At 70.2% G+C, this 24529-nt stretch carries 26 protein-coding genes and 1 pseudogene; 10 read left to right on the forward strand and 17 right to left on the reverse strand.

Annotated features, from left to right (window positions below; all coding sequences use genetic code 11):
- From mdcG to mdcC, 4 genes are all read right to left on the reverse strand, one after another.
- On the reverse strand, positions 1-640 hold a 640-nt coding region (mdcG, locus tag COGEMETH_RS18180), incomplete at its 3' end, for a malonate decarboxylase holo-[acyl-carrier-protein] synthase (RefSeq protein WP_238184016.1).
- The gene (mdcE, locus tag COGEMETH_RS18185) at positions 633-1349 is read right to left on the reverse strand and encodes a biotin-independent malonate decarboxylase subunit gamma (RefSeq protein WP_238184017.1); all 717 of its coding nucleotides are present in this window, start codon (positions 1347-1349) and stop codon (positions 633-635) included. The genes mdcE and mdcG, both read right to left, overlap by 8 nt.
- A complete protein-coding gene (locus COGEMETH_RS18190; protein WP_283215024.1) occupies positions 1336-2265 on the reverse strand; it encodes a biotin-independent malonate decarboxylase subunit beta in 930 nt (309 codons plus the stop codon). Before COGEMETH_RS18190 ends, mdcE begins: the two co-directional genes overlap by 14 nt.
- Positions 2266-2285: 20 nt before the next feature.
- Entirely contained in the window at positions 2286-2600 is a 315-nt protein-coding gene (mdcC, locus tag COGEMETH_RS18195) for a malonate decarboxylase acyl carrier protein (RefSeq protein ID WP_238184019.1), read from the reverse strand.
- Between the two features lie 219 nt (positions 2601-2819).
- On the opposite strand from mdcC, the gene mdcA reads away from it, so the two are divergent.
- Positions 2820-4466, forward strand: a complete 1647-nt coding sequence (mdcA, locus tag COGEMETH_RS18200; RefSeq protein ID WP_238184020.1) for a malonate decarboxylase subunit alpha — start codon at positions 2820-2822, stop codon at positions 4464-4466.
- A gap of 9 nt (positions 4467-4475) precedes the next feature.
- On the opposite strand, the gene COGEMETH_RS18205 is transcribed toward mdcA, so the two are convergent.
- On the reverse strand, positions 4476-5306 hold the full coding sequence (locus tag COGEMETH_RS18205) for a pyruvate, water dikinase regulatory protein (RefSeq protein WP_238184021.1): 831 nt from the start codon (positions 5304-5306) through the stop codon (positions 4476-4478).
- A 490-nt stretch (positions 5307-5796) separates the two neighbouring features.
- Here COGEMETH_RS18205 and hemE point away from each other — a divergent pair, with 490 nt between their 5' ends.
- The 3 genes from hemE to COGEMETH_RS18220 all read left to right on the forward strand — a co-directional run bounded on the left by hemE (position 5797) and on the right by COGEMETH_RS18220 (position 7758).
- On the forward strand, positions 5797-6867 hold the full coding sequence (gene hemE / locus COGEMETH_RS18210) for a uroporphyrinogen decarboxylase (protein ID WP_238184022.1): 1071 nt from the start codon (positions 5797-5799) through the stop codon (positions 6865-6867).
- Positions 6830-7300, forward strand: coding sequence for a protoporphyrinogen oxidase HemJ (gene hemJ, locus COGEMETH_RS18215; protein WP_238184023.1), 471 nt, complete (start codon positions 6830-6832; stop codon positions 7298-7300). The genes hemE and hemJ overlap by 38 nt, the downstream gene beginning before the upstream one ends.
- A gap of 98 nt (positions 7301-7398) precedes the next feature.
- Positions 7399-7758: a lysozyme inhibitor LprI family protein gene (locus tag COGEMETH_RS18220; protein ID WP_238184024.1), complete on the forward strand. Its 360-nt coding sequence runs from the start codon at positions 7399-7401 to the stop codon at positions 7756-7758.
- 45 nt (positions 7759-7803) lie between these two features.
- Here the strand turns inward: COGEMETH_RS18220 and COGEMETH_RS18225 are convergent, their stop codons facing one another.
- Positions 7804-8406, reverse strand: coding sequence for a hypothetical protein (locus tag COGEMETH_RS18225; RefSeq protein WP_238184025.1), 603 nt, complete (start codon positions 8404-8406; stop codon positions 7804-7806).
- A gap of 76 nt (positions 8407-8482) precedes the next feature.
- On the opposite strand from COGEMETH_RS18225, the gene COGEMETH_RS18230 reads away from it, so the two are divergent.
- A complete protein-coding gene (locus COGEMETH_RS18230) occupies positions 8483-8917 on the forward strand; it encodes a hypothetical protein (RefSeq protein WP_238184026.1) in 435 nt (144 codons plus the stop codon).
- 141 nt (positions 8918-9058) lie between these two features.
- Here the strand turns inward: COGEMETH_RS18230 and hisG are convergent, their stop codons facing one another.
- The 7 genes and pseudogenes from hisG to secB all read right to left on the reverse strand — a co-directional run bounded on the left by hisG (position 9059) and on the right by secB (position 15760).
- On the reverse strand, positions 9059-10054 hold the full coding sequence (hisG, locus tag COGEMETH_RS18235) for an ATP phosphoribosyltransferase (RefSeq protein WP_238184027.1): 996 nt from the start codon (positions 10052-10054) through the stop codon (positions 9059-9061).
- Complete coding sequence (locus COGEMETH_RS18240; protein WP_238184028.1) at positions 10051-11187, reverse strand: ATP phosphoribosyltransferase regulatory subunit; 1137 nt, start codon at positions 11185-11187, stop codon at positions 10051-10053. Before COGEMETH_RS18240 ends, hisG begins: the two co-directional genes overlap by 4 nt.
- Before the next feature lie 252 nt (positions 11188-11439).
- The gene (hisS, locus tag COGEMETH_RS18245) at positions 11440-12978 is read right to left on the reverse strand and encodes a histidine--tRNA ligase (protein WP_238184029.1); all 1539 of its coding nucleotides are present in this window, start codon (positions 12976-12978) and stop codon (positions 11440-11442) included.
- Between the two features lie 182 nt (positions 12979-13160).
- Complete coding sequence (locus COGEMETH_RS18250) at positions 13161-13664, reverse strand: DUF3429 domain-containing protein (protein ID WP_238184038.1); 504 nt, start codon at positions 13662-13664, stop codon at positions 13161-13163.
- A gap of 95 nt (positions 13665-13759) precedes the next feature.
- A pseudogene (locus tag COGEMETH_RS18255) lies at positions 13760-14074 on the reverse strand (MFS transporter); the annotation flags it as partial.
- 126 nt (positions 14075-14200) lie between these two features.
- Entirely contained in the window at positions 14201-15085 is an 885-nt protein-coding gene (locus COGEMETH_RS18260; RefSeq protein ID WP_238184030.1) for an SDR family oxidoreductase, read from the reverse strand.
- A gap of 168 nt (positions 15086-15253) precedes the next feature.
- Complete coding sequence (gene secB, locus COGEMETH_RS18265) at positions 15254-15760, reverse strand: protein-export chaperone SecB (protein ID WP_238184031.1); 507 nt, start codon at positions 15758-15760, stop codon at positions 15254-15256.
- A 556-nt stretch (positions 15761-16316) separates the two neighbouring features.
- On the opposite strand from secB, the gene COGEMETH_RS18270 reads away from it, so the two are divergent.
- The 3 genes from COGEMETH_RS18270 to COGEMETH_RS18280 are packed head-to-tail and all read left to right on the forward strand — an operon-like array spanning position 16317 to position 18900.
- Positions 16317-17039: a Tim44/TimA family putative adaptor protein gene (locus tag COGEMETH_RS18270; RefSeq protein WP_238184032.1), complete on the forward strand. Its 723-nt coding sequence runs from the start codon at positions 16317-16319 to the stop codon at positions 17037-17039.
- A gap of 20 nt (positions 17040-17059) precedes the next feature.
- Complete coding sequence (gene mltA / locus COGEMETH_RS18275) at positions 17060-18262, forward strand: murein transglycosylase A (RefSeq protein ID WP_238184033.1); 1203 nt, start codon at positions 17060-17062, stop codon at positions 18260-18262.
- Positions 18259-18900: a Smr/MutS family protein gene (locus tag COGEMETH_RS18280; protein WP_238184034.1), complete on the forward strand. Its 642-nt coding sequence runs from the start codon at positions 18259-18261 to the stop codon at positions 18898-18900. Before mltA ends, COGEMETH_RS18280 begins: the two co-directional genes overlap by 4 nt.
- A gap of 32 nt (positions 18901-18932) precedes the next feature.
- On the opposite strand, the gene COGEMETH_RS18285 is transcribed toward COGEMETH_RS18280, so the two are convergent.
- Positions 18933-19298, reverse strand: a complete 366-nt coding sequence (locus tag COGEMETH_RS18285; RefSeq protein ID WP_238184035.1) for a helix-turn-helix domain-containing protein — start codon at positions 19296-19298, stop codon at positions 18933-18935.
- Positions 19288-19611 carry a HigA family addiction module antitoxin gene (locus tag COGEMETH_RS18290; protein ID WP_306421758.1) on the reverse strand — a complete coding sequence of 108 codons (324 nt, stop codon included), beginning with the start codon at positions 19609-19611 and terminating at the stop codon, positions 19288-19290. Before COGEMETH_RS18290 ends, COGEMETH_RS18285 begins: the two co-directional genes overlap by 11 nt.
- 327 nt (positions 19612-19938) lie before the next feature.
- Here COGEMETH_RS18290 and rho point away from each other — a divergent pair, with 327 nt between their 5' ends.
- Together rho and COGEMETH_RS18300 are read left to right on the forward strand one after the other, a co-directional pair.
- The gene (rho, locus tag COGEMETH_RS18295) at positions 19939-21246 is read left to right on the forward strand and encodes a transcription termination factor Rho (RefSeq protein ID WP_238184040.1); all 1308 of its coding nucleotides are present in this window, start codon (positions 19939-19941) and stop codon (positions 21244-21246) included.
- 527 nt (positions 21247-21773) lie between these two features.
- On the forward strand, positions 21774-22091 hold the full coding sequence (locus COGEMETH_RS18300; protein WP_238184036.1) for a hypothetical protein: 318 nt from the start codon (positions 21774-21776) through the stop codon (positions 22089-22091).
- A 393-nt stretch (positions 22092-22484) separates the two neighbouring features.
- Here the strand turns inward: COGEMETH_RS18300 and COGEMETH_RS18305 are convergent, their stop codons facing one another.
- Positions 22485-22904, reverse strand: a complete 420-nt coding sequence (locus COGEMETH_RS18305; RefSeq protein ID WP_238184037.1) for a helix-turn-helix domain-containing protein — start codon at positions 22902-22904, stop codon at positions 22485-22487.
- Between the two features lie 350 nt (positions 22905-23254).
- The coding region (locus tag COGEMETH_RS18310; RefSeq protein ID WP_373875390.1) for a hypothetical protein at positions 23255-24529 on the reverse strand (1275 nt) is incomplete at its 5' end.

Raw genomic sequence — 24529 nt, forward strand, 5'->3', positions numbered from 1 at the left:
CCGACTTAGCTCGCGGGCCACCCTCCCCCGCAGAGGGGGGAGGGAGAGGCGCGGTTCCCAAAAACTCCCGCCAGTTCACCCCCGCGCCGTCGGCAAAGATCACCTCCCCGTCGAGGCGCATCGGCGCCGCGGCCTCGATCGCAGCGATGTCCCGGAGGAGGACGCGGGAGACGCGCGGGCCCACAGGCCAGAGCAGGTCGAGGTCCGAGGTTCCGGTGAGGTAGGCCAGCCCGGTCAGGTGCTGCCAGAGCAGGCCGCCGAACACGCGCGGCACGAGGCCGTGGTCCCGGCCGAGCGCCAGCAACGCGTCGAGGCTGGGGCGCCACGGTATCGGTGCGGTCGTCTTTGCCTCGGCGAGGGTGACGGGCGGGCGCGGGCGAACCGCATCGGACGGCAGAGCGAGACCGATGCGGCGCTTGCCCAGGGCCGGCGGCAGGGGCAGGCCCAGGGGCACCCGGGTGCGGTCCTCGGCGCCGTCGAACCGGCGCAGGATCAGCGGCCGGCCCGCCCGCACCCAGCCGAAGACTTCGGGCAGGCCCGCAAGGTCCGGCCTGTGTGCCAGCGCCTCGTCCCAGGCGGCGGGATCGGCATCGACGAGGTCGTGACGCCGCAAGTCTTGCAGCGTCGAGGCGTCAGCCACCGCCCGCGTCCTGCGCCACCCGCGCCGCGATCGTGTGCGCGACCGGGCGCCCGCCCCGCTCCAGGCCGAGCCTGTCGCGGATGTCGTCCGCGCCCATCTGCCCGATCAGCGCCTCCACCTGCGGCCCGAGGGGGGAATCCGGGTCGAGCACGGCGTGGACGGCGCCGGCGGCGACCATGTTGTCGAGGCCCGGTGCGAAGACCGGCGTGTCCCTGGCCATGGCCTGGAGCGTCTCCAGGGGCAGCTTGGTGACGCGGGCGACCGATGGCAGGTCCATCACGCTCGGGTCGGCGCCGGGCAGGCCCGCGAGCACGCGGGTCGCCAGCGCCGTGGCGATGAAGGCGCCGGCCGCCGAGTGGCCGTAGATCAGGCCCAGCGTCGGGTGCCCGGCGGCATCGGCCAGCAGCAGGGTCTTGGCGAGGTGGGCGAGGTACTCGTTCAAGCCCAGAAGCTCGTCGCGCCGGCTCATGCGCTGGCTGTCGGAATCGACCACCACGAGGATCGGCGTCCTGTCGCCGCTCTGGACCACGTCGAGGACGTGGCGACTGAGCGTGCAGGCGCCATCGACGCCGAGCGCCGTCCGGTCGGCGATGCCGACCACCGCGAGCCGGCTGGCACCGAGGGGGCCGTCGCCGGAGACGAGGCCGTCCGTGACCCGCACGGCGTGGCCCGCGGGGAAGAGCGAGGCCAGGATGTCAGCGAGCGTCATGGTCCATCCCATCCAGGCCGGCCACGAGCCCGTCGAAATCCTGCGCCGTCAGCCCCGGCACGGCGGCCGGATCATCGATGCCGAGCCGGCTCCAGATCTCGGTGGCATCGCGGCAATCGCCGAAGCGCGCCAGCCGCGCTTCCAGGCGGGCCTGCTCGGCCTCCAGGGTCGCGAGGTCGAGGGCGGGTGCCCGCCCCATCAGGTCGAGGGCGGCCGTGCGGAAGGCCGCCACCGTGTCGTCGCAGAAGGCGTCGGCGCCCCCGGTGAGGCGGCGGTGCTTGCCGCCCATGGTGCGCCAGACCAGGGCGCGGTCCTTCGAGTCGAACTCTTCCGCACCCTTGTTGGTCTCGATCACCTCAGGCCCCGAGACGGAGATGCGCCCGCCCTCGGAGACCGCGAGCCGCGAGCAGGTGCCGGCGATGAGCCCGCCCCCGCCGTAGCAGCCGGCCCGGCCGCCGATCAGGCCGATCACCGGCACCCCGTCCCGGCGCAGGTCCGCGATGGCGCGCATGGTCTCGGCGATGGCCGTCTCGCCGGCATTGGCCTCCTGGAGGCGCACGCCGCCGGTGTCGAACAGGATCAGCACCGCCTCCGGGCGGCTGGCCCGCGCCGCACGCAGCAACCCGACGAGCTTGGCCCCGTGCACCTCCCCGAAGGCGCCGCCCATGAAGCGGCCCTCCTGGGCGGCCACGGACACCGCCTTCCCGTCGAGCCTGCCTCGGCCGACGACGATGCCGTCGTCGAAGGCGCGCGGCAGGGCGAACAGGGGCAGGTGCGGGCTCATCGCCCGCTGCTCCGGCCCGAGGACTTCCTCGAACGTGCCCGGATCGAGGAGGGCGGCCACGCGCTGCCGGGCGCTGGCCTCGTACCAGCTCATACCGGTCGGCGATGCATTCCTCTCATCGCGGTTCGGTATCGGAGAGGAGTTCGGCCCGGTCACGCGTCCGCCTCCATCAGCCGGGCACCCTGGAGCAGGCGCAGCGACACGGTGTCGGGCCGCGCACCCCCGTCGTTGATCGAGATGCGCAGGCCGCCGGGCTGGGCGCGGGCGACGAAATCGGCCGCCACGGCCTCCCAGACATCGCCGAAGCCCTCGATCGGCGTGGCGATCTCGATGGTGCAGGCATCGCCCGGCAGCACCCGCTCCAGCAGCACTTCGAGGTTGCCGGAGGCGACCACGCCGGTGATCGCCTGGGCTCGCGTGCCGGCGAGCGGCTTCTGGGTGGCGTGGCGGAAGGTCATCGTTTCCATGGCGGACGCCTCGTCTGCGATGCGGGCCGGTCCGGCCCGAATTCCCTGTCTCGAGTCCCTTGTATACCGCACCTATACCGCGGCACGGATGGAATCCCGGATACGCCCGGCCGTTTCCCGCATCCCGTCAGGTCGCATTCGCGGCGCGGGGACGGGTGGGGCATTCGGGATCAGGGGCGGCCTGGACTATACCGAGCGGCCTGGATGGAGCGGACGCGGATGACCGACTGGCAGAGGGACAGGAAGGCCCGCGACGCCCGGATCGCGGCAGGCCGGGCCCATGCCGAGGGCAAGGTCGTGCCGGCCGCCCGCGCGGTGGACCTGCTGGAGGCGGTGCTGCGGCCCGGCGACCGGGTCTGCCTGGAGGGCGACAACCAGAAGCAGGCCGATTGCCTCGCCCGGGCCTTGAGCGCCTGCGACCCGGCCCGCGTGCACGACCTGCACATGGTGCAGTCCGGCATCGTGCTGCCCGAGCACCTCGACGTGTTCGAGCAGGGCATCGCGAAGCGCCTCGACTATTCCTATTCCGGCCCGCAGGGCGCGCGCATCGCCAGGATGCTCTACGGCGGCCAGATCCAGCTCGGGGCGGTGCACACCTACCTGGAGCTGTTCGCCCGCTACTTCGTGGACCTGACGCCGAACGTCGCCCTGATCGCGGGCGTCTCGGCCGACCGGGAGGGCAACCTCTACACCGGCCCCAACACCGAGGACACGCCGACCGTCGTGGAGGCCACCGCCTTCAAGAACGGCGTGGTGATCGCCCAGGTCAACGCGATCGTGGACCGGGTGCCCCGCGTCGACATCCCGGCCGACCGGATCGACTTCGTGGTGGAGGCCGACAGGCCGTTCTACGTCGAGCCGCTCTTCACCCGCGATCCGGCCGCGATGACGGAGACGCAGATCCTGATGGCCATGATGGCGATCAAGGGGATCTATGCCGAGTACGGCATCCGGCGGCTCAACCACGGCATCGGCTTCGGCACCGCGGCGATCGAGTTGCTGCTCCCGACTTACGGGGAACGGCTCGGACTGAAGAAGAAGATCGCCACGCACTGGGCGCTCAACCCGCACCCGACCCTGATCCCGGCGATCGAGTCGGGCTGGGTCGAACAGGTGCACTGCTTCGGCTCGGAAGTCGGCATGGACCGCTACATCCGCGCCCGGCCGGACGTGTTCTTCACCGGGGCCGACGGCTCCCTGCGCTCGAACCGGGCCTTCTGCCAGACGGCGGGGCTCTATGCCTGCGACCTGTTCATCGGCTCGACCCTGCAGATCGACTTGGCCGGCCATTCCTCCACCGTCACCACGAACCGCGTGGCGGGCTTCGGCGGCGCGCCGAACATGGGCTGCGACCCGCACGGACGACGCCACCCCTCCGACACCTGGATGAAGGCGGGGCGCGAGGCCCTGGTCACGGGCGACCCGGCGCTGATGCGCGGGCGCAAGCTCGTGGTCCAGCTCGTGGAGACCTTCGGGGACAAGCTGGTGCCGGCCTTCGTGGAGCGGCTCGACGCCCTGGAGCTGGCTAAGAAGATCGGGTTGGAACTGGCCCCGGTCATGGTCTACGGCGACGACGTCACGCACATCGTCACCGAGGAGGGCATCGCCAACCTCCTGCTCTGCCGTGACGCCGACGAGCGCGAGCAGGCGATCCGCGGGGTGGCCGGCTACACCGAGGTCGGACGCGGGCGGGACCGGGCCGCGGTCGAGGCGTTGCGGGCCCGCGGCATCGTGCGCCGGCCCGAAGACCTCGGCATCGAGCCGCTGGACGCCGACCGCTCGCTCTTGGCCGCGCGCTCGATCAAGGACCTCGTGCACTGGTCGGGCGGCCTCTACGAGCCGCCGGCCCGCTTCCGGAACTGGTGAGGGGGCGCCTTATACGGCGATGAACTTCAGCCGGTGGTCGCGGTAGAGGTCGAGGATCGCGGCCGCCGTCTCCTCGATGGAGCGGCGGGTCACGTCGATGGTCGGCCAGCGGTTGCGGGTGAACAGGCGGCGCGAGGCGGTGATCTCGTCGGCCACCGCCCCGCGGTCGACGTAGAGGGAGGATTCGTCGGCGTTCAGGCTGAGCAGCCGGTTCTGGCGGATCTGCACGATGCGCTCGGGGCTGGCGAACAGGCCCACCACCAGGGGCCGGCGCACCGCCTCCAGGGACGGCGGCAGGGGCATGCCCGGCACCAGGGGCAGGTTCGTGGTCTTGAGGCCGCGGTTGGCCAGGTAGATCGCGGTCGGCGTCTTCGAGGTGCGGCTGACGCCGAGCAGGATCACGTCGGCATCTTCCAGGTCGTCGGGCAGGTTGCCGTCGTCGTGGGCCAGGGTGAAGTTCATCGCGTCGATGCGCTTGAAGTACTCCGCGTTGAGGGTGTGCTGCGCGCCGGGCCGGGCCGCCGTCTGCGCCCCGAGATAGGATTGCAGCAGGGCGTGCACCGGCTGGAGCACCGAGAGGCAGGGGGCCCCGGTCTCGCGGCAGGCGGTCTCCAGGCGGCTGCCGAGGTCTCCGCCCACCAGCGTGTAGAGCACGAGGCCGGGGGCGGCCCGGATCTCGGAGATCACCCGCTCCAGTTGCGGGCCGGAGCGCACCAGGGGGTAGACGTGCTCGATCGCCGAGACGCCCTCGTACTGGGCGGCGGCCGCGCGCCCGACGTTGATCAGGGTCTCGCCGGTGGAATCCGAGACGAGGTGGAGGTGGAAGTAGCTGCGGCTCATCCGGTTTCCTCGGAAGCGGGGGAAGGGCTCGAAGGCCACTTGTCCACCGCCGGCCGTCAGGGGAGTCGATGAGTGTGGATAGGATGCCTCGCCGGGCCGGTCCAGCAGGGGTCCGAGACGATTCGTCGACTCCGTCCTGCACAGGCCGTCCGCGGGGACGCGGAAAATCCCCGCCCCTGGGAGAATCCGGGACGCGGACCGGGGATGCGGCGGGCCGCGGCCGCCAAGGCGCTGGCCGCACTGGCCTATCCCGGACATTAGAGGCAATCCGTTAAAGCCTCCTTAACGCCGTGGTGGCGGGGACGGCCTGTGGACGCGCCCGCGGTCCCGCTACTCAGCCTCTAAGAGAAGAAACAGAGTCCTAGAATCTCTCTTTATCTTTTCGAGAGAGGATGTGTGGATCGACCGCGCGCCTCACCCGAGACGGGGACGAAGGCTTCCGGTAAGACCGGGCCGGACAAGGGCACGAAGAACGGGGCGGGGAGCGCGGATGGGCGAGCACGAGGCTGGGAAGCGCACGGTGATGCGCGTGCTCTCGGGCGAGGCGGTCTCGCCCCCGCCCGCCTGGATGATGCGCCAGGCCGGGCGCTACCTGCCGGAATACCGGGAGACGCGGGCGGAGGCCGGCTCCTTCCTCGACCTCTGCTACAGCCCGGACTTCGCCGTGGAGGTGACGCTCCAGCCGATCCGCCGCTTCGGCTTCGAGGCCTCGATCCTGTTCTCCGACATCCTGGTGGTGCCCCATGCACTCGGCCAGGACGTGCGCTTCGTGGAGGGCGAGGGGCCGCGCCTCGATCCCCTCGAAGGCCGGGCCGAGTTCGACCGCCTGCGCCAGGCCGGCGACCCGGCGATCTTTTCGCATCTCGCCCCCGTGTTCGAGACGGTGCGGCGGCTGCGGGCGGAGTTGCCGCCTGAGACCACCCTCCTGGGCTTCTGCGGGGCCCCCTGGACGGTGGCGAGCTACATGATCGGGGGACGGGGCACGCCGGACCTCGCGCCCGCCAGGGCGCTGGCCGAGGCCGACCCGGCCCTCGTCGACGAACTGATCGACCGGCTGGTGCGCGTCCAGACCGAGTACCTCGTGCGCCAGCTCGAGGCCGGGGCGGACGCCGTGCAGATCTTCGAGTCGCATGCGGGCACCCTGCCCTCCGTCGCGCCGGGCACGGACGCGCTGGCCCGCTGGTCGTTCGAGCCCATCGCCCGGATGATCGCCGGCATCCGCGAAAAAATCCCCGGCGCGAAGGTGATCGTGTTCTGCCGCGGCTCGGGGCTCGAGGGCCATGCGCGCGTCGTGCCCGAGACGGGCGCGGATGCGGTGGGCGTCGACTGGTCGGTGGACCTCAAGGCGCTGCGCGAGGCCGTGCCGGACACCACCGTGACACAGGGCAACGTCCATCCCGAGACCCTGATCGCGGGCGGGGCGGCCTTGGACGCCGCGGTCGACGCGGTGCTGGCGGCGACCCGCGGCCTGCCGCACATCTTCAACCTCGGCCACGGCATCACCCCGCAGACGCCGGTGGCGCATGTGGAGCGGATGCTGGCCCGCCTCAGGGGCGCTTGAGCCCGTGTACGAGTGGATCAAGGCCGGGCACGTCGTCGCGCTCATCGCCTGGATGGCCGGCATGCTCTACCTGCCGCGCCTGTTCGTCTACCACGCGTCGCTGCCGGCCGGTTCCACCGTGCAGTCGGAGACCTTCAAGGTGATGGAGCGTCGCCTCCTCAAGGCGATCATGAACCCGGCCATGGCCGCGACCTGGGTGTTCGGCCTGACGCTGGCCTGGATGAGCGGCTTCTATGCCAGCCCCTGGCTCCAGGCGAAGTTCGCCCTGGTGCTGGCCATGAGCGGCATCCACGGCTGGCTCGGCCGCATGGTCAAGGACTTCGCCGCCGACCGGAACACGCGCGGCCACAAATTCTACCGGGTGATCAACGAGGTGCCGACGCTCCTGATGATCGGCATCGTCATCCTCGCGGTGGTCAAGCCCGGCGCTTGATCCCGTGATCCTGTGACGCCGTGATCCCGTCAGGGTTAACCGTGGCGGCGGGCCCGGCGGAGCCATTCCCGGCCCAGCCCCGTTGATCCGCCATGCGCATGCCTGAACCCTCCCCCGCCCGCCTGCTGCCGGCCCTCGCCCTCCTGGCTTTCGGCTGGACTCTCCCGGCCCAGGCCGCGAGTTTCCCCTGCGACAAGGCGGCCACGCCCGACGAGACGGCGATCTGCGCGCACATGCCCCTCAACGACCTCGACGTGGAGATGGCCGTCCGCTTCGAGATCCTGAAGGACGTGCTGCCGATGGGCGGGCGCGGCAAGCTGCGCGAGGACCAGGAGGACTGGCTCAAGGAGCGCCGCACCTGCGGCGCCGACACCGCCTGCCTCAAGGGGCTCTACGAAGCCCGGCTTAAGGTGCTGCGGGCGGTGCAGTCGGAGTTCTCCAAGCAGGGGCCGCAATAGTCGACCCTGGTATCGCGAAATGGTGGTGATGCGGATGAATCGGCATCATGATGATATAGAAATCTCTTGATCGAGACGCTTATACGCATCGATCCGGTTTCGAATGGCTTGGTATTCTCCGTGTGATCCGAGTGTCAGATAATAGTTGGACCTGTTTTTTAGTTTTTCATAAACGATGAACTCGCCTGTCATAGCGCCATTCGTACCTCGACGTTGGAGAGCACCGAAGGTACGATCGTAAGCCAGCGGGCCGGCAAAATATTTTACGTCTTGTCCGATATACGGACGAAAAACAGATTCAATATCATCTTCCTTGTGAAATTGCAGAAATAGATTTTTTATGATAAATATAGCCTGATAGTGATGTTTATGAAAAAATCCCTTTAATGGTTCACGTTTGAATGCTTCGGCTGGTTTGGTAATGCTCCGGCGCGTATCATCGCCTTCTAGAATACCGATCTCGTCGTAGATAGCGTGAACATTGTACACCCGTGCCACTAGATGGTAGGCAAGTTCGACAGTGAAGCCAAATGCATAGCACCCCGTTCGCATTTTGAGATCGAGCCATTCGCGGACGTCTCGTATCGCCTCTGGCGTGATCGTCACATGCAGCGACGACTCGCCTTCATCTTCCGGCGTAGCAGACATTCGGCCTCTTGAAATGCAGTCCCCTGGACGGTGAATGTGCAGTGTCGGCAGCCGGCCGGCAAAGCCTGACGGTCCCATGGATTTCGAGCATCTCTTGGGATTGCATACCGGAACCCACCAAGAGCCCCTGCCGATCGCGGACATCGATCCGATCGTCGCGCGCGCCCTCGGTGCGCACGTGCGTCGGGTGTTCCTGTCGGCCGAGACCGTCCGCAAGCAACTCGCCCACCATCGCGCGTTGCCGATCAGCGCTTATCGCTGCGCCAAAGTGTGTCTCGTCCGAGGAGAATACCGCCAGGACGGGCCACGCTCCGCCGTGGTTCTGTTCACCGACACCGTATGGTTCGGCACGCATTTCCGCGCTTACGTCAAGGCAACGCGGGCTGGCGACGAACTCTACTTGGCATCGTTCCTGATGATGCGGGACAGGGATCTCAGGCGCGAGCAGCGCAAGCCATATCCGATCATCCGTCCGAGCCCAGAAATGCGAAAGGAGGCCGAAGCCTCCTGACGCCGTGGGGCGGGGCCTGCCGGAACCCCGCAATGCGCTCCTGCCATCGATGGGGACGGCAGTGCTACGGCAGGCAGAGTATCACCGTGTCGCCCACGGCATCCAATATGGCACCAAGCCCTTGACAGTTCCAGCCCAGCCCTACAACCGCGCCAGCAGCCGTTCCGCGAGCGGGTTCTCGGCCGTGAAGGCGTAGTCGATGCGGCGCACGGTGACGGCGCGGGCGCCGGCCTGCACCAGGGCGTCGGCGAGGTCGAAGACGGCGTCCACGGGGCAGCGCAGGACGATCTCGCCGTCGAGGCCGCGCGGGGCGCCGTAGGGCAGTTCGGCTTCGTGCAGGCCCGCCAGGGCAGCGAGGTCGATGCCGCCGGATTCGGGGAGCCCCGCGCGGACCTCGCGGGTGGTGCGGGCCCGCTCCTCGGCCGCGATCCGGCCGAGGACGGCCCGCAGCGCCTGCCGCTGGCCCTCGCCCCAGGGGGCGTTGAGGGAGGCGACGAGGTTGGCCTCCGAGCGCAGGATCACGCCGTCGTCCAGGATCTTGAGGGCGTTGGCCTGGAGGGTTGCCCCCGTGGTGGTGATGTCGACCACGATCTCGGCCGAGCCCGCCGCCGGCGCGCCCTCCGTGGCGCCGAGACTTTCCACGATGCGGTAGTCGGCCACCCCCTTCTCGGCGAAGAAGCGCCGGGTCAGGTTGACGTATTTGGTGGCGATGCGCAGGCGCCGGCCGTGGCGGGCCCGCATCTCGGCGGCGACCTCATCCAAGTCCGACATGGCGCGCACGTCGATCCAGGCCTGGGGCACGGCCACCACCACGTTGGCGTTGCCGAAGCCGAGCGGCGTCAACAGTTCCACCTGGCCGCGGGCGTCGGGCAGGGTCTCGCGGATCAGGTCCTCGCCGGTCACGCCGAGATGGGCGGTGCCGGAGGCCAGGTGCGCCGCGATCTCGGAGGCCGAGAGGTAGCGCACCTCGACGTTGGCTACGCCCACGAGCTTTCCGCGGTAGTCGCGGGCGCCCGACCCCTGCGCGAGCCTCAAGCCGGCGCGGGCGAAGAAGGCGCTGGCGTTCTCCTGCAACCGCCCCTTCGAGGGCACCGCCAGGACCAAGGGTCCGTCGGACGAATTCCCAAAAAAGCTCATCGGCCGGCTCCCGCCACGCGGTCGACCCAGAAGGTGCAGCCCACCGCCGGCATCGGCACGGGGCTGCCGAGATGGGTCAGCAGGCCGTCGTAGCGCCCGCCCCCCACCAGCACCGGGCCGGATTCGGCCGCCATCACCTCGAAGATGAAGCCGGTGTAGTAGTCGAGGTTGCGCGCGAAGCCGCCTGCGAACCGGAAGCGCTCCAGGGGCAGGCCGCGGGCGGCGATGAAGCCGTTGCGCTCCTCGAACAGGTCGAGGGCGGCGTCCAACGCGTCGTGGCGGACGTTGGCATCAGTGGCCAGCGCCCGCAGGTCGCGGGCGGCCGTGTCCGGATCGCCGGAGATCGCCCGGTAGCGATCGACGACGGCGCGGTTCTCGGCGTTCAGCCCGGCCCCGCCATTGGCCTGGGCCGTGGCCTTCCCGAGGAAGCGCTCGGCGATCTCGCCGGCGCTACGCCCGCCCACCGCCGAGATGCCGGCGATGGCCAGAACGTCCTCCACGAATGCGCGCACGCCCCGCGGGTCCTGGCCCTGGATCGCCGCGAGCAGGCCCGCATGCGGGTCCTCGGCCTGGGCGGCGTTGGTGATGCCGTCGAGGGTGCGCCCGGCGGCCAGCGCCCGCAGCGTGCGCCGCTTGGCGGCCGGCGGCACCGAAAGGCCGTCGAGGAGCGCGACCGTCAGGCCCATGTCGCCGAGGCGCACGGACGGGGCCTCGTGCCCGAACAGGGCGAGGCCTTCCAGCGCCAACCCCAACACCTCGGCATCAGCGGCCGGCGTGTCGGCGCGCCCGATCGACTCGATGCCGGCCTGCAAAAACTCGTCCGGCTCGTCGGCGGCGAGGCGAAAGACGGGGCCGAGATAGCTGTAATCGGCCGCCAGCCCATCCGCCCGCGCCCGGTGCAGACGGCAGACGGGGATGGTGAACTCGGGCCGCAGGCAGAGTTCGGCCCCGCCCGCATCCTGGGTCACGAAGATGCGCCGCCGGATGTCCTCGCCCGACAGTTCCAGGAACGGCTCGACGGGCTGGAGCACGGGGGGTGTCACGCTGGCGTAGCCGGCCTGCGCCAGATGCGCGGAGAGCCGCGCCCGCGCGGCGCCGTCCGCCCCCGTATCGCCTGCCTCCGGTCGCGTCATGGAATCCTTCCTCGGGGCGTTCTGTAGCAACCGAGGCCGGCCTTGGCGACGGTGGCGCGTGGGCATGATTGCGCAGACGTGTCGAGCCATCGCAGAGGGTTGCGCTGCATCGCAGGTCTCGCATCGTCGGTCTCGACGCGCTTCCCTTCCCCCTTGCGGGGAGGGGTCGGGGGTGGTTCAGGAAGCACAGGTGAGCCACATCCGGCACCACCCCCACCTCCAACTCCTCCCCACAAGGGAGAGGAGAGCGCCTCAGCCCGTCGTTCCCGAAAAATGCCGCCCCAGCACCTCGCGGACCCGCGCGACCATCTCGGCCTCCGGGCAGGAGAACTGGGCCGGGCGGGCCGCCTTCCACTCGGCGTTGCTGGCGATGCTTCGGGCGGCCTCGGCACCTGCGATCAGGTCCTTGACCTGGACCTCGCCGGCCGCGCGCTCGTTCGAGCCCTGGATGATCGCCACGGGCGCGCGGCGGCGGTCGGCGTACTTCATCTGCGCCTTCATCCCGGCCCCGCCGAGATAGAGTTCGGCCCGGATGTTCTCAGCCCGCAAAGCCGCGACGAGGCGCTGGTAGTCGGCGACGTTCTCCCGGTCGAGGACGAGCACCACCACCGGGCCGGGCTTTTCCGCGCCGTCCAGCAGGGGGCTCTTGACCAGTTGCAGGGCCGAGAACAGGCGCGAGACGCCGACAGAGAAGCCGGTGGCCGGCACCGGCTCCGTGCGGAAGCGGCCGACGAGGCCGTCGTAGCGACCGCCGCTCGCGATAGCGCCGATCCGGATCGGCTGACCATCCGCGTTCTTGACGGAGAACGTCAGGTCCGCCTCGTAGACGGGCCCAGTGTAGTATTCGAGGCCGCGCACGACGCTGGGATCGGGGCGGATGCGATCGCTTTCGTAACCTCCGGCTGCGCACAGCCGCATAATTGCATGCAACTCGGCAATACCTTCGCGGCCGATCTCGGAGTTTCCTACGACATCGTGCCACGAGCCGAAGAAACTCTCCCAGAAGGCCAGCCGATCACCCCCGTCGCTCGGAGCGGCCTGGAACGAGACGTAGGCCACGATCCGGTCGATGGCGGCATCAGCCAACCCAGCGCCCTTCGTGAAATCGCCGCTCTCGTCCTTGCGGCCGGGGCCAAGTAGCAGGCGCACGCCTTCGACGCCGAGACGGTCGAGCTTGTCGATTGCGCGCAGGGCGGTCAGGCGCTGGCCGGCCTTGTCATCGCCTGCAAGCCCGCAGGCTTCGAGCACCCCGTCCAGCACCTTCCGGTTGTTGACCTTAACCACGTATTGGCCGGCGAGCCCGAGCCGGTCGAGGGTGTCGGCCATCAGCATGCAGGTCTCGGCGTCGGCCGCCACCGAGGCCGCCCCGACGATGTCGGCGTCGAACTGCATGAACTGGCGGAAGCGCCCCGGCCCCGGCTTCTCGTTGCGGAAGACGTAGCCGGCGCGAAAGCTGCGGTAGGGTTTGGGCAGGGCGTCGAAGTTCTCGGCCACGAAGCGGGCGAGCGGCGCAGTCAGGTCGTAGCGCAGCGAGAGCCAGGATTCGTCGTCGTCCTGGAAGGAGAACACGCCTTCGTTCGGCCGGTCGAGGTCGGGCAGGAACTTGCCCAAGGCCTCGGTGTACTCGACGAAGGGCGTCTCCAGGGCCTCGAAGCCGTAGAGCTCGAAGGTGCTCCGGATCGTCTCGAGCATGCGCGCCTGGGCGGCGAGTTCGTCCGCGCGCCGGTCGAGGAAGCCGCGGGGCAGGCGGGGCTTCAGGGTCTCGGCCTTCGTGCCGTCGGCCTTGGACATGGGAGCGGTTCGCTTCGCGGTTCGCGAGATCGGGAAGGCCGGGCTCTATCGCAGGGCACGGGGCGGCAGCAAGCGCGAGGGTCTTTTCAGGATTTCTGCCCGCGCCGTCCGTCCGCGCCCTTTCCCGGACGCCTGGAGCATCAGCGGAAGGCAATCCGGGAAAGGGTGCGCAGCAAGCCGCTTCAATACGGCGAGGTCAGCTTCAGCACGAGGAGGGCGGCCAGGCTCAGCACCGCGATCGGCATCTGCAGGGGGCGCAGGCGGGCGAAGAACAGGGGCGCCTCCCCGCGCTTGGCCGCGATCGGGTCGAGCACCGCCACCGCCACGAAGCCCGCGATCAGGAGGTCGAGGGCGATCACCCGGTTGCCGAGCACGCCCACGAACAGCAGCGCCCCGAGCCCGAGGCCGAACAGGCCGAGCATGGTGGCGATCTGTACGACGGTCGGGCCGCCCTCGGTGCGGAAGCTGACGCCGCGGCGCACGCCCGACAGGAACAGCAGGATCGCGGCGCCGTAGAAGATCGTGACCAGCAGGATCAGCTCATCCCAGGAATCGCGCCACCACCAGGCGGCGGCCGCGCCGGCGGCGAAGGGTAGCATCGGGCCGTAGCCGAGCACGACGCCGAGCCAGGGCGTCTCCCGCGGTTCGTGCGCCGTGACCGTGCGGCCGGTCGCATCCTCGAGCATCGTCATCGTCTCTCGTCCGTCTTGAGGCCGCTCCGCATGGCCGCGGGACGTGCAACAGGCGCGGGATGGTGCGGTTCCGGGCAATCGCTGATCTCACCGGCCGCCGCCAGGAACTGCGCGGTGAAGCCGAAGCCGAAGGTACGGGCCGGCAGCAGGAGCAGGGTGCCGGCCAGGATCGCGGCGCAGGCCGCAGCGATCAGCAGGCGCGGGCGCCCGACCCTGCCGACCAGGGCGCCGAAGGGGCCGCTCAGCAGCAGCACGCCGAAGCCGACCGGCGTGGTGACGAGGCCGACCCGTGCCGGGCTCCACGACCCGGCCTCGGCCAGCCACGTGCCTGGGAACGGCTCCAAGCCGCCCTGGATGTCTCCGGTGAAGAGGTTGATCAGGGCGAGGTGGGTGGTGGGCGCCATACGGTCCTTGGCTACGATCCTTGGCTGCGATCCTCGGTCGGGCGGGGCCTGACCCGGCCCCGCGCCACGGTCCAGACCCGGTCCTCGTCGCCGTGCCCCGATCGCCTGCGCCGGCTCGCGCCCCATTCAGATCGTGACCATGCCCCCCGTCACCGCGACCATCGCCCCGTTGACGTAGCTCGCCTCGTCCGAGGCCAGCATCACGTAGGCGGGGGCGAGTTCGGCGGGCTGTCCGGGCCGTCCGGCGGGGGTCTTCGAGCCGAAGCCCTCCACCTGCTCGGTGTACATCGTGGCCGGGATCAGGGGCGTCCAGATCGGACCCGGCAGCACGGCGTTGGCCCGAATACCCCTCTTGCCGAGGATCTGGGCGAGGTTGGCGACCATGTTGCACAGGGCGGCCTTGGTGGAGGAGTAGGCGAGCTGCTGCGCCACCGGAACCTTGGCGTTGACCGAGGACGTGGCGATGATCGAGGCGCCCGGCTTCAGGTGCGGCGAGGCCGCCTTGAGGATGTAGAACATCGCGTGGACGTTGACGGCGTATTGCCGGTCCCAGTCCGCGATCGCGATGCCCTCCAGGTCGTCGGCCAGCACCTGCACGGCGGCGTTGTTGACCACGACGTCGAGGCGGCCGAATTCGGCCACCGTCTTCTCCACCAGGGCGGCGCAATGGCCGGCATCGGCCACGTCGCCGGGCAGCAGCAGGGCGCGCCGGCCGGCCTTCTCGACCCAGGCGGCGGTGTCCTGCGCGTCGTCGTGCTCGTCGAGGTAGGAGAGCGCCACGTCGGCCCCCTCGCGGGCGTAGGCGATGGCCACCGCCCGTCCGATGCCGCTGTCGCCGCCGGTGATGAGCGCGACCTTGCCGCTGAGCTTGCCGGAGCCCGTGTAGCTCGCCTCGCCATGGTCCGGCCGGGGCTGCATCTCGTCGGACCGCCCGGGATAGGGGATCGGCCGGCCGGGGAAGGGCGGCGCAGGGCGGGGCGAGGGGCCGTTGGATGCTGTGCTGTCGGACATGGACTTCCCGGTACTGGGGCCGCGGGTGCGGCCGTTCCGACCCGCCAACGCACCGGCATGCGGCCACCCTTCATCCCCGATCGTCGCGGCTCCAGAACGACGAAGACCCGGCCGCGCGAACGGCCGGGTCTTCTTCGACGATCGGGTGTTTTGAAGCCGTGGAGGAGACTAGGAGGCCAGCGGCCCCGCCGCGCCGGCGGCGCCCTGCGCTTCGAGGGCCTTCTGGCGGTAGAGGCCGACGAAGTCGATCGGGTCGATGTAGAGGGGCGGGAAGCCGCCGTTGCGCACCGCCTCGGCCACGATCTGGCGGGCGAAGGGGAACAGCAGGCGCGGGCACTCGATCATCACGGCCGGGTGCACCTGGTCCTGCGGGATGTTGCGCATCCGGAAGATGCCCGCATACTTCAGGTCGAAGGCGAACAGCACCTCGCCGGCGATCTTGGCGTCGCCCTCCAGGGTCAGCTCGACCTCGAAGTCGGCCTCCGCGACCTGCTGGGCGTTGACGTTGACCTGGATGTTGATCTGCGGGCCCTGGCCCTCCTGGGGCTGGAGCGAGCGCGGCGCATTCGGGTTCTCGAAGGAGAGGTCCTTGGCGTATTGCGCCAGCGCGTTGATGGCGGGGGCGTCGTCGGCCTGCGGCGCGGCGCCGCCGTTGGGTGCCGGGGAGTCGGCCATGGCGAATCTTCCTCCTGGGATCGGTCGTCCGGCGTGGCCGGCCTGCGCCCGCGGGTCTCGTCAGCGGGAACCGTCTGTGAACTCCGGCAGGCCGCTATCATGCCCATCCGGGCCGGACAAGCGACGCCGGCCGGCCCGCGCTCAGGAAGGCGGCTTCACTCTACGTTTTCAAGGCGCGTGGTGCTCGCACGGCGCCTGTCCCGCCAGCCCTGCCTCGGTGCAGGCGGGCGCCCCGGCCCGCGGATGCGACGACGCGGCCTCGCGCCGGAGGCGGGACCGGCCCCGTCCCGCCTGGAAGCCTCCGCCGGGCGACACCATATGGCACCGGTGCCGGAGGTTGCCGGCCACACAAGCGGCTCGATCCTTGCGCACGGGTCGGCTAAGAGCCTTGCGCGGGACTTCACCGACGGGGCCGGCTTCGGGCGAGAACCGGCGGCGGCGGAGGGCGTTTCACGAGGGGCCCCGCGGGGCGTCGCGGGACACGTTCGAGACCGTGGCGAGACCCGCGAGACACCTGGAAGAACCGGCGGTCGCGTCGGCCACCATCGGATCGGTGATGCAGGATACCTTCGACCTTACGACGATCATCTTCCTGGCGCTCGCCGTCTTCGTGATCTGGCGGCTGCGCTCGGTGCTCGGCCAGAAGACGGGGGCGGAGCGCTCCCCCTTCAAGCCGGTGGACCGCAGCCGCACCGAGCCGCAGGCCCGCTCCGAGGGCGACAACGTCGTGCGCCTGCCCGGTGCCGACCGTCCGCAGCCGGCGCAAGGGGCCCAGGGGGCGCAGGCGCCCGCCCGCGACTGGAAGGGCATCGCCGAGCCGGGCTCCGCGATCGAGCGCGGCCTGGAGGCCGCCGTCCAGGCCGAGCCGGGCTTCGACCCGCGCGCCTTCGTGGAAGGCGCCAAGGGGGCCTACGAGGCCATCATGATCGCCTTCGCCAAGGGCGACCGGAAGACGTTGCGCGCGCTGCTCTCCAAGGAGGTCGGCGAGGCCTTCGAGCGGGCGATCGCCGAGCGCGAGAAGAACCGCCAGACCCTGGAGACCACCTTCGTCTCCATCGACAAGGCCGAGATCGTGGCCGTCGACGTGAGGAACCGCGTCGCCCAGATCACCGTGCGCTTCCTCTCCAACCTCATCACCGCCACCCGCGACGCCGAGGGCGCGGTGGTGGACGGCAGCGCCGAGGCCGTGGTCGAGGTGCCCGACGTCTGGACCTTCGCCCGCACGCTCGGCACCCGCGACCCGAACTGGCAGCTCGTCGCCACCGAAGCCGGCGCGTAATTTTTTGTGATTCTTTCGTCGTGCCCGTCCCGAAGCCGTCCTCCATCTCCGGGATTCCGGCCGCACTCCTGAGCATCCTCCTGCTCGCCGGCCCGGTCGCTCACGCGGCCGGGCCGTTGCGCGTCGGCGACGCTGTGCTCGAACCCGTCGCTCCCGAAGACCTGCCGGGCTTTCCCGGCGCCGACCCGGCCGCGGCGCTGGACGCCTTCCGCCGGGTCTGCGCCGCCCCCGCCCCCGCGATGCCGGCGACCGTGACGGGCGACGCGGAGGCGCTTGCCGCCGCCTGCGGCCAGGCCGCCGCCGTGGCACCGCGCGAGGCCGGCGCCTTCTTCCGTACGCGCTTCGACGCGTATCGCGTGGTCCGCCCGGCCGATGGGACGAACCCGGAGCGCCGCCGGGGCTTCCTCACCGGCTATTTCGAGCCGGAGCTGGAGGGCGCCCGCGAGCCCGGCCCCGGCTACACCGCGCCCGTGCTGGCCCGGCCCGACGACCTCGTGTCGCTCGCCCCCGGCGAGACCCGGCCCGGCCTCGACCCCGGCCTGCGCGCCGCACGCGCCGCGGGTGATGCTTTCGAGCCCTATCCCGACCGGGCCGCGATCGAGGACGGTGCGCTCTCCGCGCACACGAAACCCCTGCTCTGGCTGCGCGACACGGTCGACCTGCTGGTGCTCCAGGTCCAGGGCTCGGGCCGGGTGCGGCTGCCCGATGGGACAAGCGTCCGGGTGCTCTACGACGGGCGCAACGGCCGGCCCTACACCGCGGTGGCCAAGCTCATCGTCCAGGAGGGGCACCTGCCCCTGGAGGGGCTGACGCTCGCCCGCTGGACCGCGTGGCTGCGGGCCAACCCCGAGACGGGCCGCCGCCTGATCCGGGCCAACGCTTCTTACGTCTTCTTCCGGCTCTCCGATGTGGCCGACCCGGCGCTCGGGCCTCCGGGGGCGTCCGGCGCCTCCCTGAGTCCCGGCCGCAGCCTCGCGGTCGACGCGAACCTGTGGCGCTACGGCCTGCCGTTCTGGCTGGAAGGGCGCCTGCCCGGCGGGGACGCCGAGGCTGGCCGCCTCGTGGTCGCGGCCGATACCGGCTCGGCCATCGTCGGACCCGCCCGCGGCGACCTCTATCTCGGCACGGGCCAAGCGGCCGGCGCCCAGGCCGGCGACCTGCGGGACGCGGCGGGCTTCGTGGTGCTGCTGCCGAAGGCGCCTTCGTCGAAGCCCCGGCCGTGAGGCCGCCGCGGCGCCCGCGCTTCCTCACCGCGGGAGAGGCGCATCTCTGGGGCGAGATCGCCAAGCTGGTGACGCCCCTGCGGGGCCGGGCCCGGCCGATGCCGGCGCCCGTGCGTCCCCCGGCGCCCGGTGAGAGGCAGGCGATCCCGCCCGCGCCGGTGCCGGCGGGCACGCCGATCCCGAAATCGCTGCCGCAGAAGGCGCCCGGGCCCCCGCCGCCGGGCAAGCGTCTGCCGGTCCTTCCAAAGGCCCCGACGGCGGCCACCTACCAAGCCCCTTCCCCGAGCCCCGCCCCGGCCGCCGGGCTGGAGCGACAGGCGCGGCTGGCCCTGCGCCGGGGCCGCCTCCAGGTCGATGCCCGGATCGACCTGCACGGGATGTACCAGGGGCAGGCCCACGACGCCCTGGTCGGCTTCCTGCTGCGCGCCCGGTCGGCCGGCCACGCCTACGTCCTCGTGGTGACGGGCAAGGGCAGCCCGGATTTCGCCGACGCCTTCTCCGAGCGCGGCGTGCTCCGCCGCAGCGTGCCCCATTGGCTTCGGTCTCCGGAACTGCGCGGCATCGTGATCGGCTTCGAGGAAGCCTCCCGCCACCACGGCGGCGCCGGCGCCCTCTACGTCCGCCTCCGCCGCCGCTGATTTTTGGGATTCATGAGCGCCTCCACCCGCGATCAGAGGAAGGCGGAGGGGCCCACGCCGAACCGATCCGACAGTCGCCTGACCTGGCCGGCGTTCAAGGCGCGCTTCCCGCTCAGCACCTCCGACACGACGCCCTGGCTGCCGATCTCGGGCAGGTCGCCCTGCCTGAGACCATGCCGGCCCATCAGCCAGGCGAGCACCTGCGCCGGTGCCGCGTCCGGCAGGGCGTGGTGCCTGGCGTCGTAGGCGCCGATCCGGTCGCCGAGGATGGCGAGCAGGCAGGCCAGCGGATGGTCCTCGTTGCCGGCGCCGGCATCGATCAGCGCGTTCATCGCGTCCACGGCGGCGTCGTAATCCCGCTCCGCCCAGGCGGGGAAGGGCGAATTCCTAGGCGGCATGGCCCATCGCCTCGCGCGCGCGGCGCAGATCGTGGTTCGTCTGGAGGTTCATCCAGAACTGGGGGGAGGTGCCGAGCCGGCGCGACAGCAGGATCGCCGTCTGCGCGGTGACGGCACGCCGCCCGTGGACGATCCCCGTAACTCTGTTGGGCGGAATGCCGAGATCCCGCGCGAGCGCCCGTGCCGAGAGGCCGAGGGGCTTCATGAACTCTTCCCGCAGGATGTCGCCCGGCGTCACCGGCGGCAGGGCTGCGCCCGGCTCGCAGACCGCGTCGAGGTCGAGGGTGTCGAGGTCGTCGATCCGAATCGTCATGGCCTTTCCCAGAGGACCGCTCATTCTCGACCCGTCCGTCGCCCCTGGAAAGTCCCAAAAAACCCGCCCCTTGAGCCGGCAGCGGAAACGCGATATGCGTGGTCTGCCCTCCCGACACGTGCCGCAACGCATCCGTGAGCCCCAGCGGCTCAGCCAAGACGATGCACGGGTCCGCCGCCTTCTCGCGCGGCCCGATCATCCAGTGCCCTCCCCGGGCGCTCGGCGCGAATTCCGGCTTCCCCGCCTCAACCTTCGTTTTCCGTCGGTTCAAGACATTCCATGACTGCACATCCCGACGCCTTCGCCGACGCCCTCGCGGCCGCGGACATGCCCGGCGAGCCCGCCGTCGCCGCGGTCGACCTCGACGCCGTGCGCGAGGTCAAGCTCCAGGACCTCAAGTCCAAGACGCCGACCGACCTGATCGCCTTCGCCGAGGAGGTCGAGGTCGAGAACGCCTCGACCATGCGCAAGCAGGAGCTGATGTTCGCCATCCTGAAGCAGCTCGCTGCCAAGGAGGTCGAGATCATCGGCGCCGGCACCGTCGAGGTGCTGCAGGACGGCTTCGGCTTCCTGCGCTCCTCCGACTCGAACTACCTGCCCGGCCCCGACGACATCTACATCTCGCCGACCCAGATCCGCCGCTTCGGCCTGCGCACCGGCGACACGGTGGAGGGCCCGATCCGCGGCCCCAAGGACGGCGAGCGCTACTTCGCGCTGCTCAAGGTCAACACGATCAATTTCGAGAACCCCGAGAAGATCAAGCACAAGGTCCACTTCGACAACCTGACGCCGCTGTTCCCGACCAAGCGGTTCAAGCTGGAGCTGGAGAACCCGACCAAGAAGGACTTCTCCCCCCGGATCATCGACATCGTCGCCCCGATCGGCAAGGGCCAGCGCGCGCTCATCGTGGCGCCGCCGCGCACCGGCAAGACCGTGCTGATGCAGAACATCGCGCAGTCGATCACCCTCAACCATCCCGAGTGCTACCTCATCGTCCTGCTCATCGACGAGCGGCCGGAGGAGGTGACCGACATGATCCGCTCGGTGAAGGGCGAGGTCATCGCCTCCACCTTCGACGAGCCGGCCACCCGACACGTGCAGGTCGCCGAGATGGTGATCGAGAAGGCCAAGCGCCTGGTCGAGCACGGCCGCGACGTGGTCATCCTGCTGGACTCGATCACCCGGTTGGGCCGGGCCTACAACACCGTCGTCCCGTCCTCGGGCAAGGTGCTGACCGGCGGCGTGGACGCCAACGCCCTCCAGCGGCCCAAGCGCTTCTTCGGCGCGGCCCGCAACATCGAGGAGGGCGGCTCGCTCTCGATCATCGCCACCGCGCTCATCGACACCGGTTCGCGCATGGACGAGGTGATCTTCGAGGAGTTCAAGGGCACCGGCAACTCCGAGATCATCCTGGACCGCAAGGTCTCGGACAAGCGCATCTTCCCGGCCATCGACATCACCCGCTCGGGCACCCGCAAGGAGGAGCTGCTGGTCCCGCCGGACGCCCTCAAGAAGACCTACGTCCTGCGCCGCATCCTCAACCCGATGGGCGTCACCGACGCGATCGAGTTCCTCATGGACAAGCTGCGCCAGACCAAGAGCAACGGCGATTTCTTCGATTCCATGAACACCTGACGGCCCGCCCGTCGAGGCCAGACGAGAAGGCGCCGGCGTTCACGCTCCGGCGCCTTTTTTGTTTGTCGGCGCGACACCGTCTGTCGAAGCCGGAGAAGTCCGGCCCAGGCCGGTCACGGACCTGGTCCGGCCGTGGACGAAGCAGAAAGCGATGGCCGTACCCCCGCGGGGAGGTGCCGTGAGTAACCTCTTAAGAGCCGAGCGCGTCGTGGTCCCGCAGGGCGCCGCGCCTTGCGAATTCCCATCTCGTGCGTACTCTCCAACGCATGAGATCGAGACGGACAGACTTTACTCCCCAATGTGGCCTTCGAACTCCTCCGGCGTCGAGATCGAAGTCGAGGAAATTTATGGGAACACCGTTCTGGCTCGGATTACGGTGCCGGGCGGCATCCTGGAGGTGTTAGGCGAGGTCGAGTTCGCGGGTAGGGAACTTCGTTTCCTGGATGCGCACATCGAGGGCTTGGCCCCTGGCCTCGTCGGGCGCCGGGTCCTGAACGAAATCTGCCGCAAGGCCATGGAGACATACGATGTCGACGGCATCCACATTGAAGGAGCGACTCGGTCTACCGGCGCAAACCCGGGACGCCGCCCCCGAACGATCCGGTTTCCCAAGGGTCGTTGAGCTTCGATGCCTCGAGCCTCTCGCGAAGCCGGTCAGCTTCGCGAAGGCGCTGCAGCGCTATGGGGTCGATCTCGCCGAGGCTCACAAGGTGTTGAACGATCTGAAAGAACGTGGGTACAGCAGACTCCAGGTGTATCTGCCCAAGCGCCGCGATCCCCTCGAAGACCTGCAGGGGTTCGGCGTTGCGATCAGCGATCCCTACAGGCTTCCGGAGACGGGTTGAGGCGCCTGCTGCAGTTGGCGTCAGCACGACTATCGGCTACCCACCGCATCCGTTCAGGATGGCCGGAAGGGCGAGGTCGAGCAACTGCCGCCAGTTCGAGTCAGGCGCGTTCATCGAGCCACCGGCGGGTGTCGTGGGCCGGCGGCAGGTATCGTCCCGCCGCGCACGATGTCGCTGAGGGTCTCGACCTCGATCTCGTCGAAGAAGGCCCGGACGTGGTGCTCCTAGGCCGTGGAAACGGTGTCCGAGGCCAGAGCCAGAGCCGCCAGGAGCGCGTCCGGCCCGATCGGATCGCGCGCCGACGCGTTGATGTGGCGGACGGCCAAGGCCAGGGCGCGTACGGCGGCGGGCGTGTGAGGGAGGCCGACATCGGCGAATCCTTCGGACGTGTCTTCAGGCGCCGGCCACCCGGTCGCGTTCGAGGCAGCGCATCCAGGTCCGGTCCAGGTCGAGGGCGTCCGAGATTCGGTCCAGCACCTCGACGGTCGGCACCGCCGCGCCGCGCTCGATCTCGCTGTAATCGCCCTGCGTGATGCCCGCCGTCGCGGCCACGCTGTCCTGCGACAGGCCCCGGTGCTCGCGCAGGCCGCGCAGGACGCTGCCCTCGCCCTTCATTGCGGCCTGCGCGAACCAGTCCGGCAACAGGACCTCACGCCCCGCGTCGAGGTCGGCGCGCACCTTCGCGGCGATTTCGACCGTCAGGATATCCTCGGCCTCCTCGTCCCCGGCCTGTGCCAGAAGGACGAGGTAGTCGCGGCGTGTGAGAACGACGAGTTCCTCACCCAATTCGGTCTTTATGAATTGCGGGTTCATCGACTGTCCTCTCAGCGATAGATCGCGCGCCGATGGTCGACGCGGAGGATGAGAAGCCCAGTCGCGGTCTCCTCGAAGACGATCCGATAATCGCCGTCTCGCAGGCGGAGCGCATCCGATCCCGTCATCCGCTTCACGTCGCCTACGCCGCTCAGGCCATATCGAAGAAGCTACTCCGTCAGGATCTCCTGAACGGCTTCGGGGAGCTTGAAGAACGAGCGGCTCGCCGCTGTGGCGAAGATCAGCGTCTTGTTCACCGATAGAATATTGCTTTGACGCCGGTGCCGGTCAATCGCTCCCGCCCGACCGCTCGCGCAAGCGGCGATGGGGTGACCGTCAGGGCATCGGCCCTACGCCGATCCATCGAGGGGCTTCAAACGCTCCTCAGCCCTATCAGGAGGCACCGCGAACCGCTCGGCCCGCGACAGGGCGCGCGCCAGCCCCGGCAGGTCCGGCTTCCCGGCTCCGGCAGGCGCGTAGACGGCGCGATCCAACGCGGCGAGTCCGGCTGCCGTCCCGGGATTCTCCCGCCAGCGCCGGGCCAGGTCCGGCTCGGCCTGCATCGCGGCGCCGACCTGCGCCCGGAACGCCGTGGCGTCGCCGGCGGCCGCCGCGCGCTTCAGAGCGCGGCGGGTGCGGGCGGGCAGGCGCATCCGCCCGGCGCCGGCCCCGAAGCCGATCAGGGCCAGCCCGAGGCCGAAGGCGGTGAGCCCCGCTGCGGCCGCGACCAGGGGCGAGGCGGTGGTGGGCGGGGCGAGGTCTGTCTCGCTCGCAGCGAGCCCCCCGCCGATCTGGCGGGCCGGGATCTCGGCCTCGCGCATGGTGCGCGAGACCGTGTCGAACCAGGGGATCGCGATGGCGTCCAGCGGGATGATCTCGGGCACGCCCGGCCGCACGTCCCATTGGTAGGTCACCCGCGCCACCGGGCCGCTGGGCGTGATGAGGGTCTCGCGGGTGACGGGGCCGGCGAAGGTGAGGATGCCGCGGGTGCGCATCACCGGGCGCGGCGGCAGGCCCTCGGCCACCATGCCCTGGGCCTCGATGGTGACGATGCGCCGGGTCGATTCCCCGAGCTTGACCGTCTCCGGGTCGGGGCTCCAGGAATCGGTCACCGTCACGTCGCGGGCGGGCAGCCACCACGGCTCCGCCACGTCCGGGCCGCCGGTTTCCTTGGTCCAGGGCTGGACCGGGAAGGGGATCGGCTCCGAGCGGATGTCGACCACCCGGCGCTCGCCGCCCTCGTTGACGGTGAGGCGGTGGGTGAAGGGCTCGATGGTGAAGCCGCCCGCATGGTGGGGGAAGACCGCGATCACCCGGTCGAAGGCGATGGCGCTCTGGCCGTCCTTGAGCTTGGTCCGGCTCCAGCGGTCGCGGCCGAGCTGGGTCCAGCTGAAGTTGGCCAGCGTCGGCTGCACCACCTCCTCCAGCAGGATCGGCTGCTTGTAGACCCCGTGGATGTTCAGCAGCACCATCTCGCGGGCGAAGGGTGCGGCGTTGCCGTTGCGCTCGGGGGTGACGGTGAGGGTGAGGTCGCCTGGCTCGATCTCGGCCTGGGCGGGGGTAGCCACAAGGTGGAGCAGAAGGGCGGCATGAAGGACGAGGCGTTTCTTCCCTCCCCCCTCTGC

Origin of the sequence: Methylobacterium trifolii, from assembly GCF_022179685.1 — a bacterium.
In the GTDB taxonomy this organism is placed as follows: Bacteria; Pseudomonadota; Alphaproteobacteria; order Rhizobiales; family Beijerinckiaceae; genus Methylobacterium; species Methylobacterium trifolii.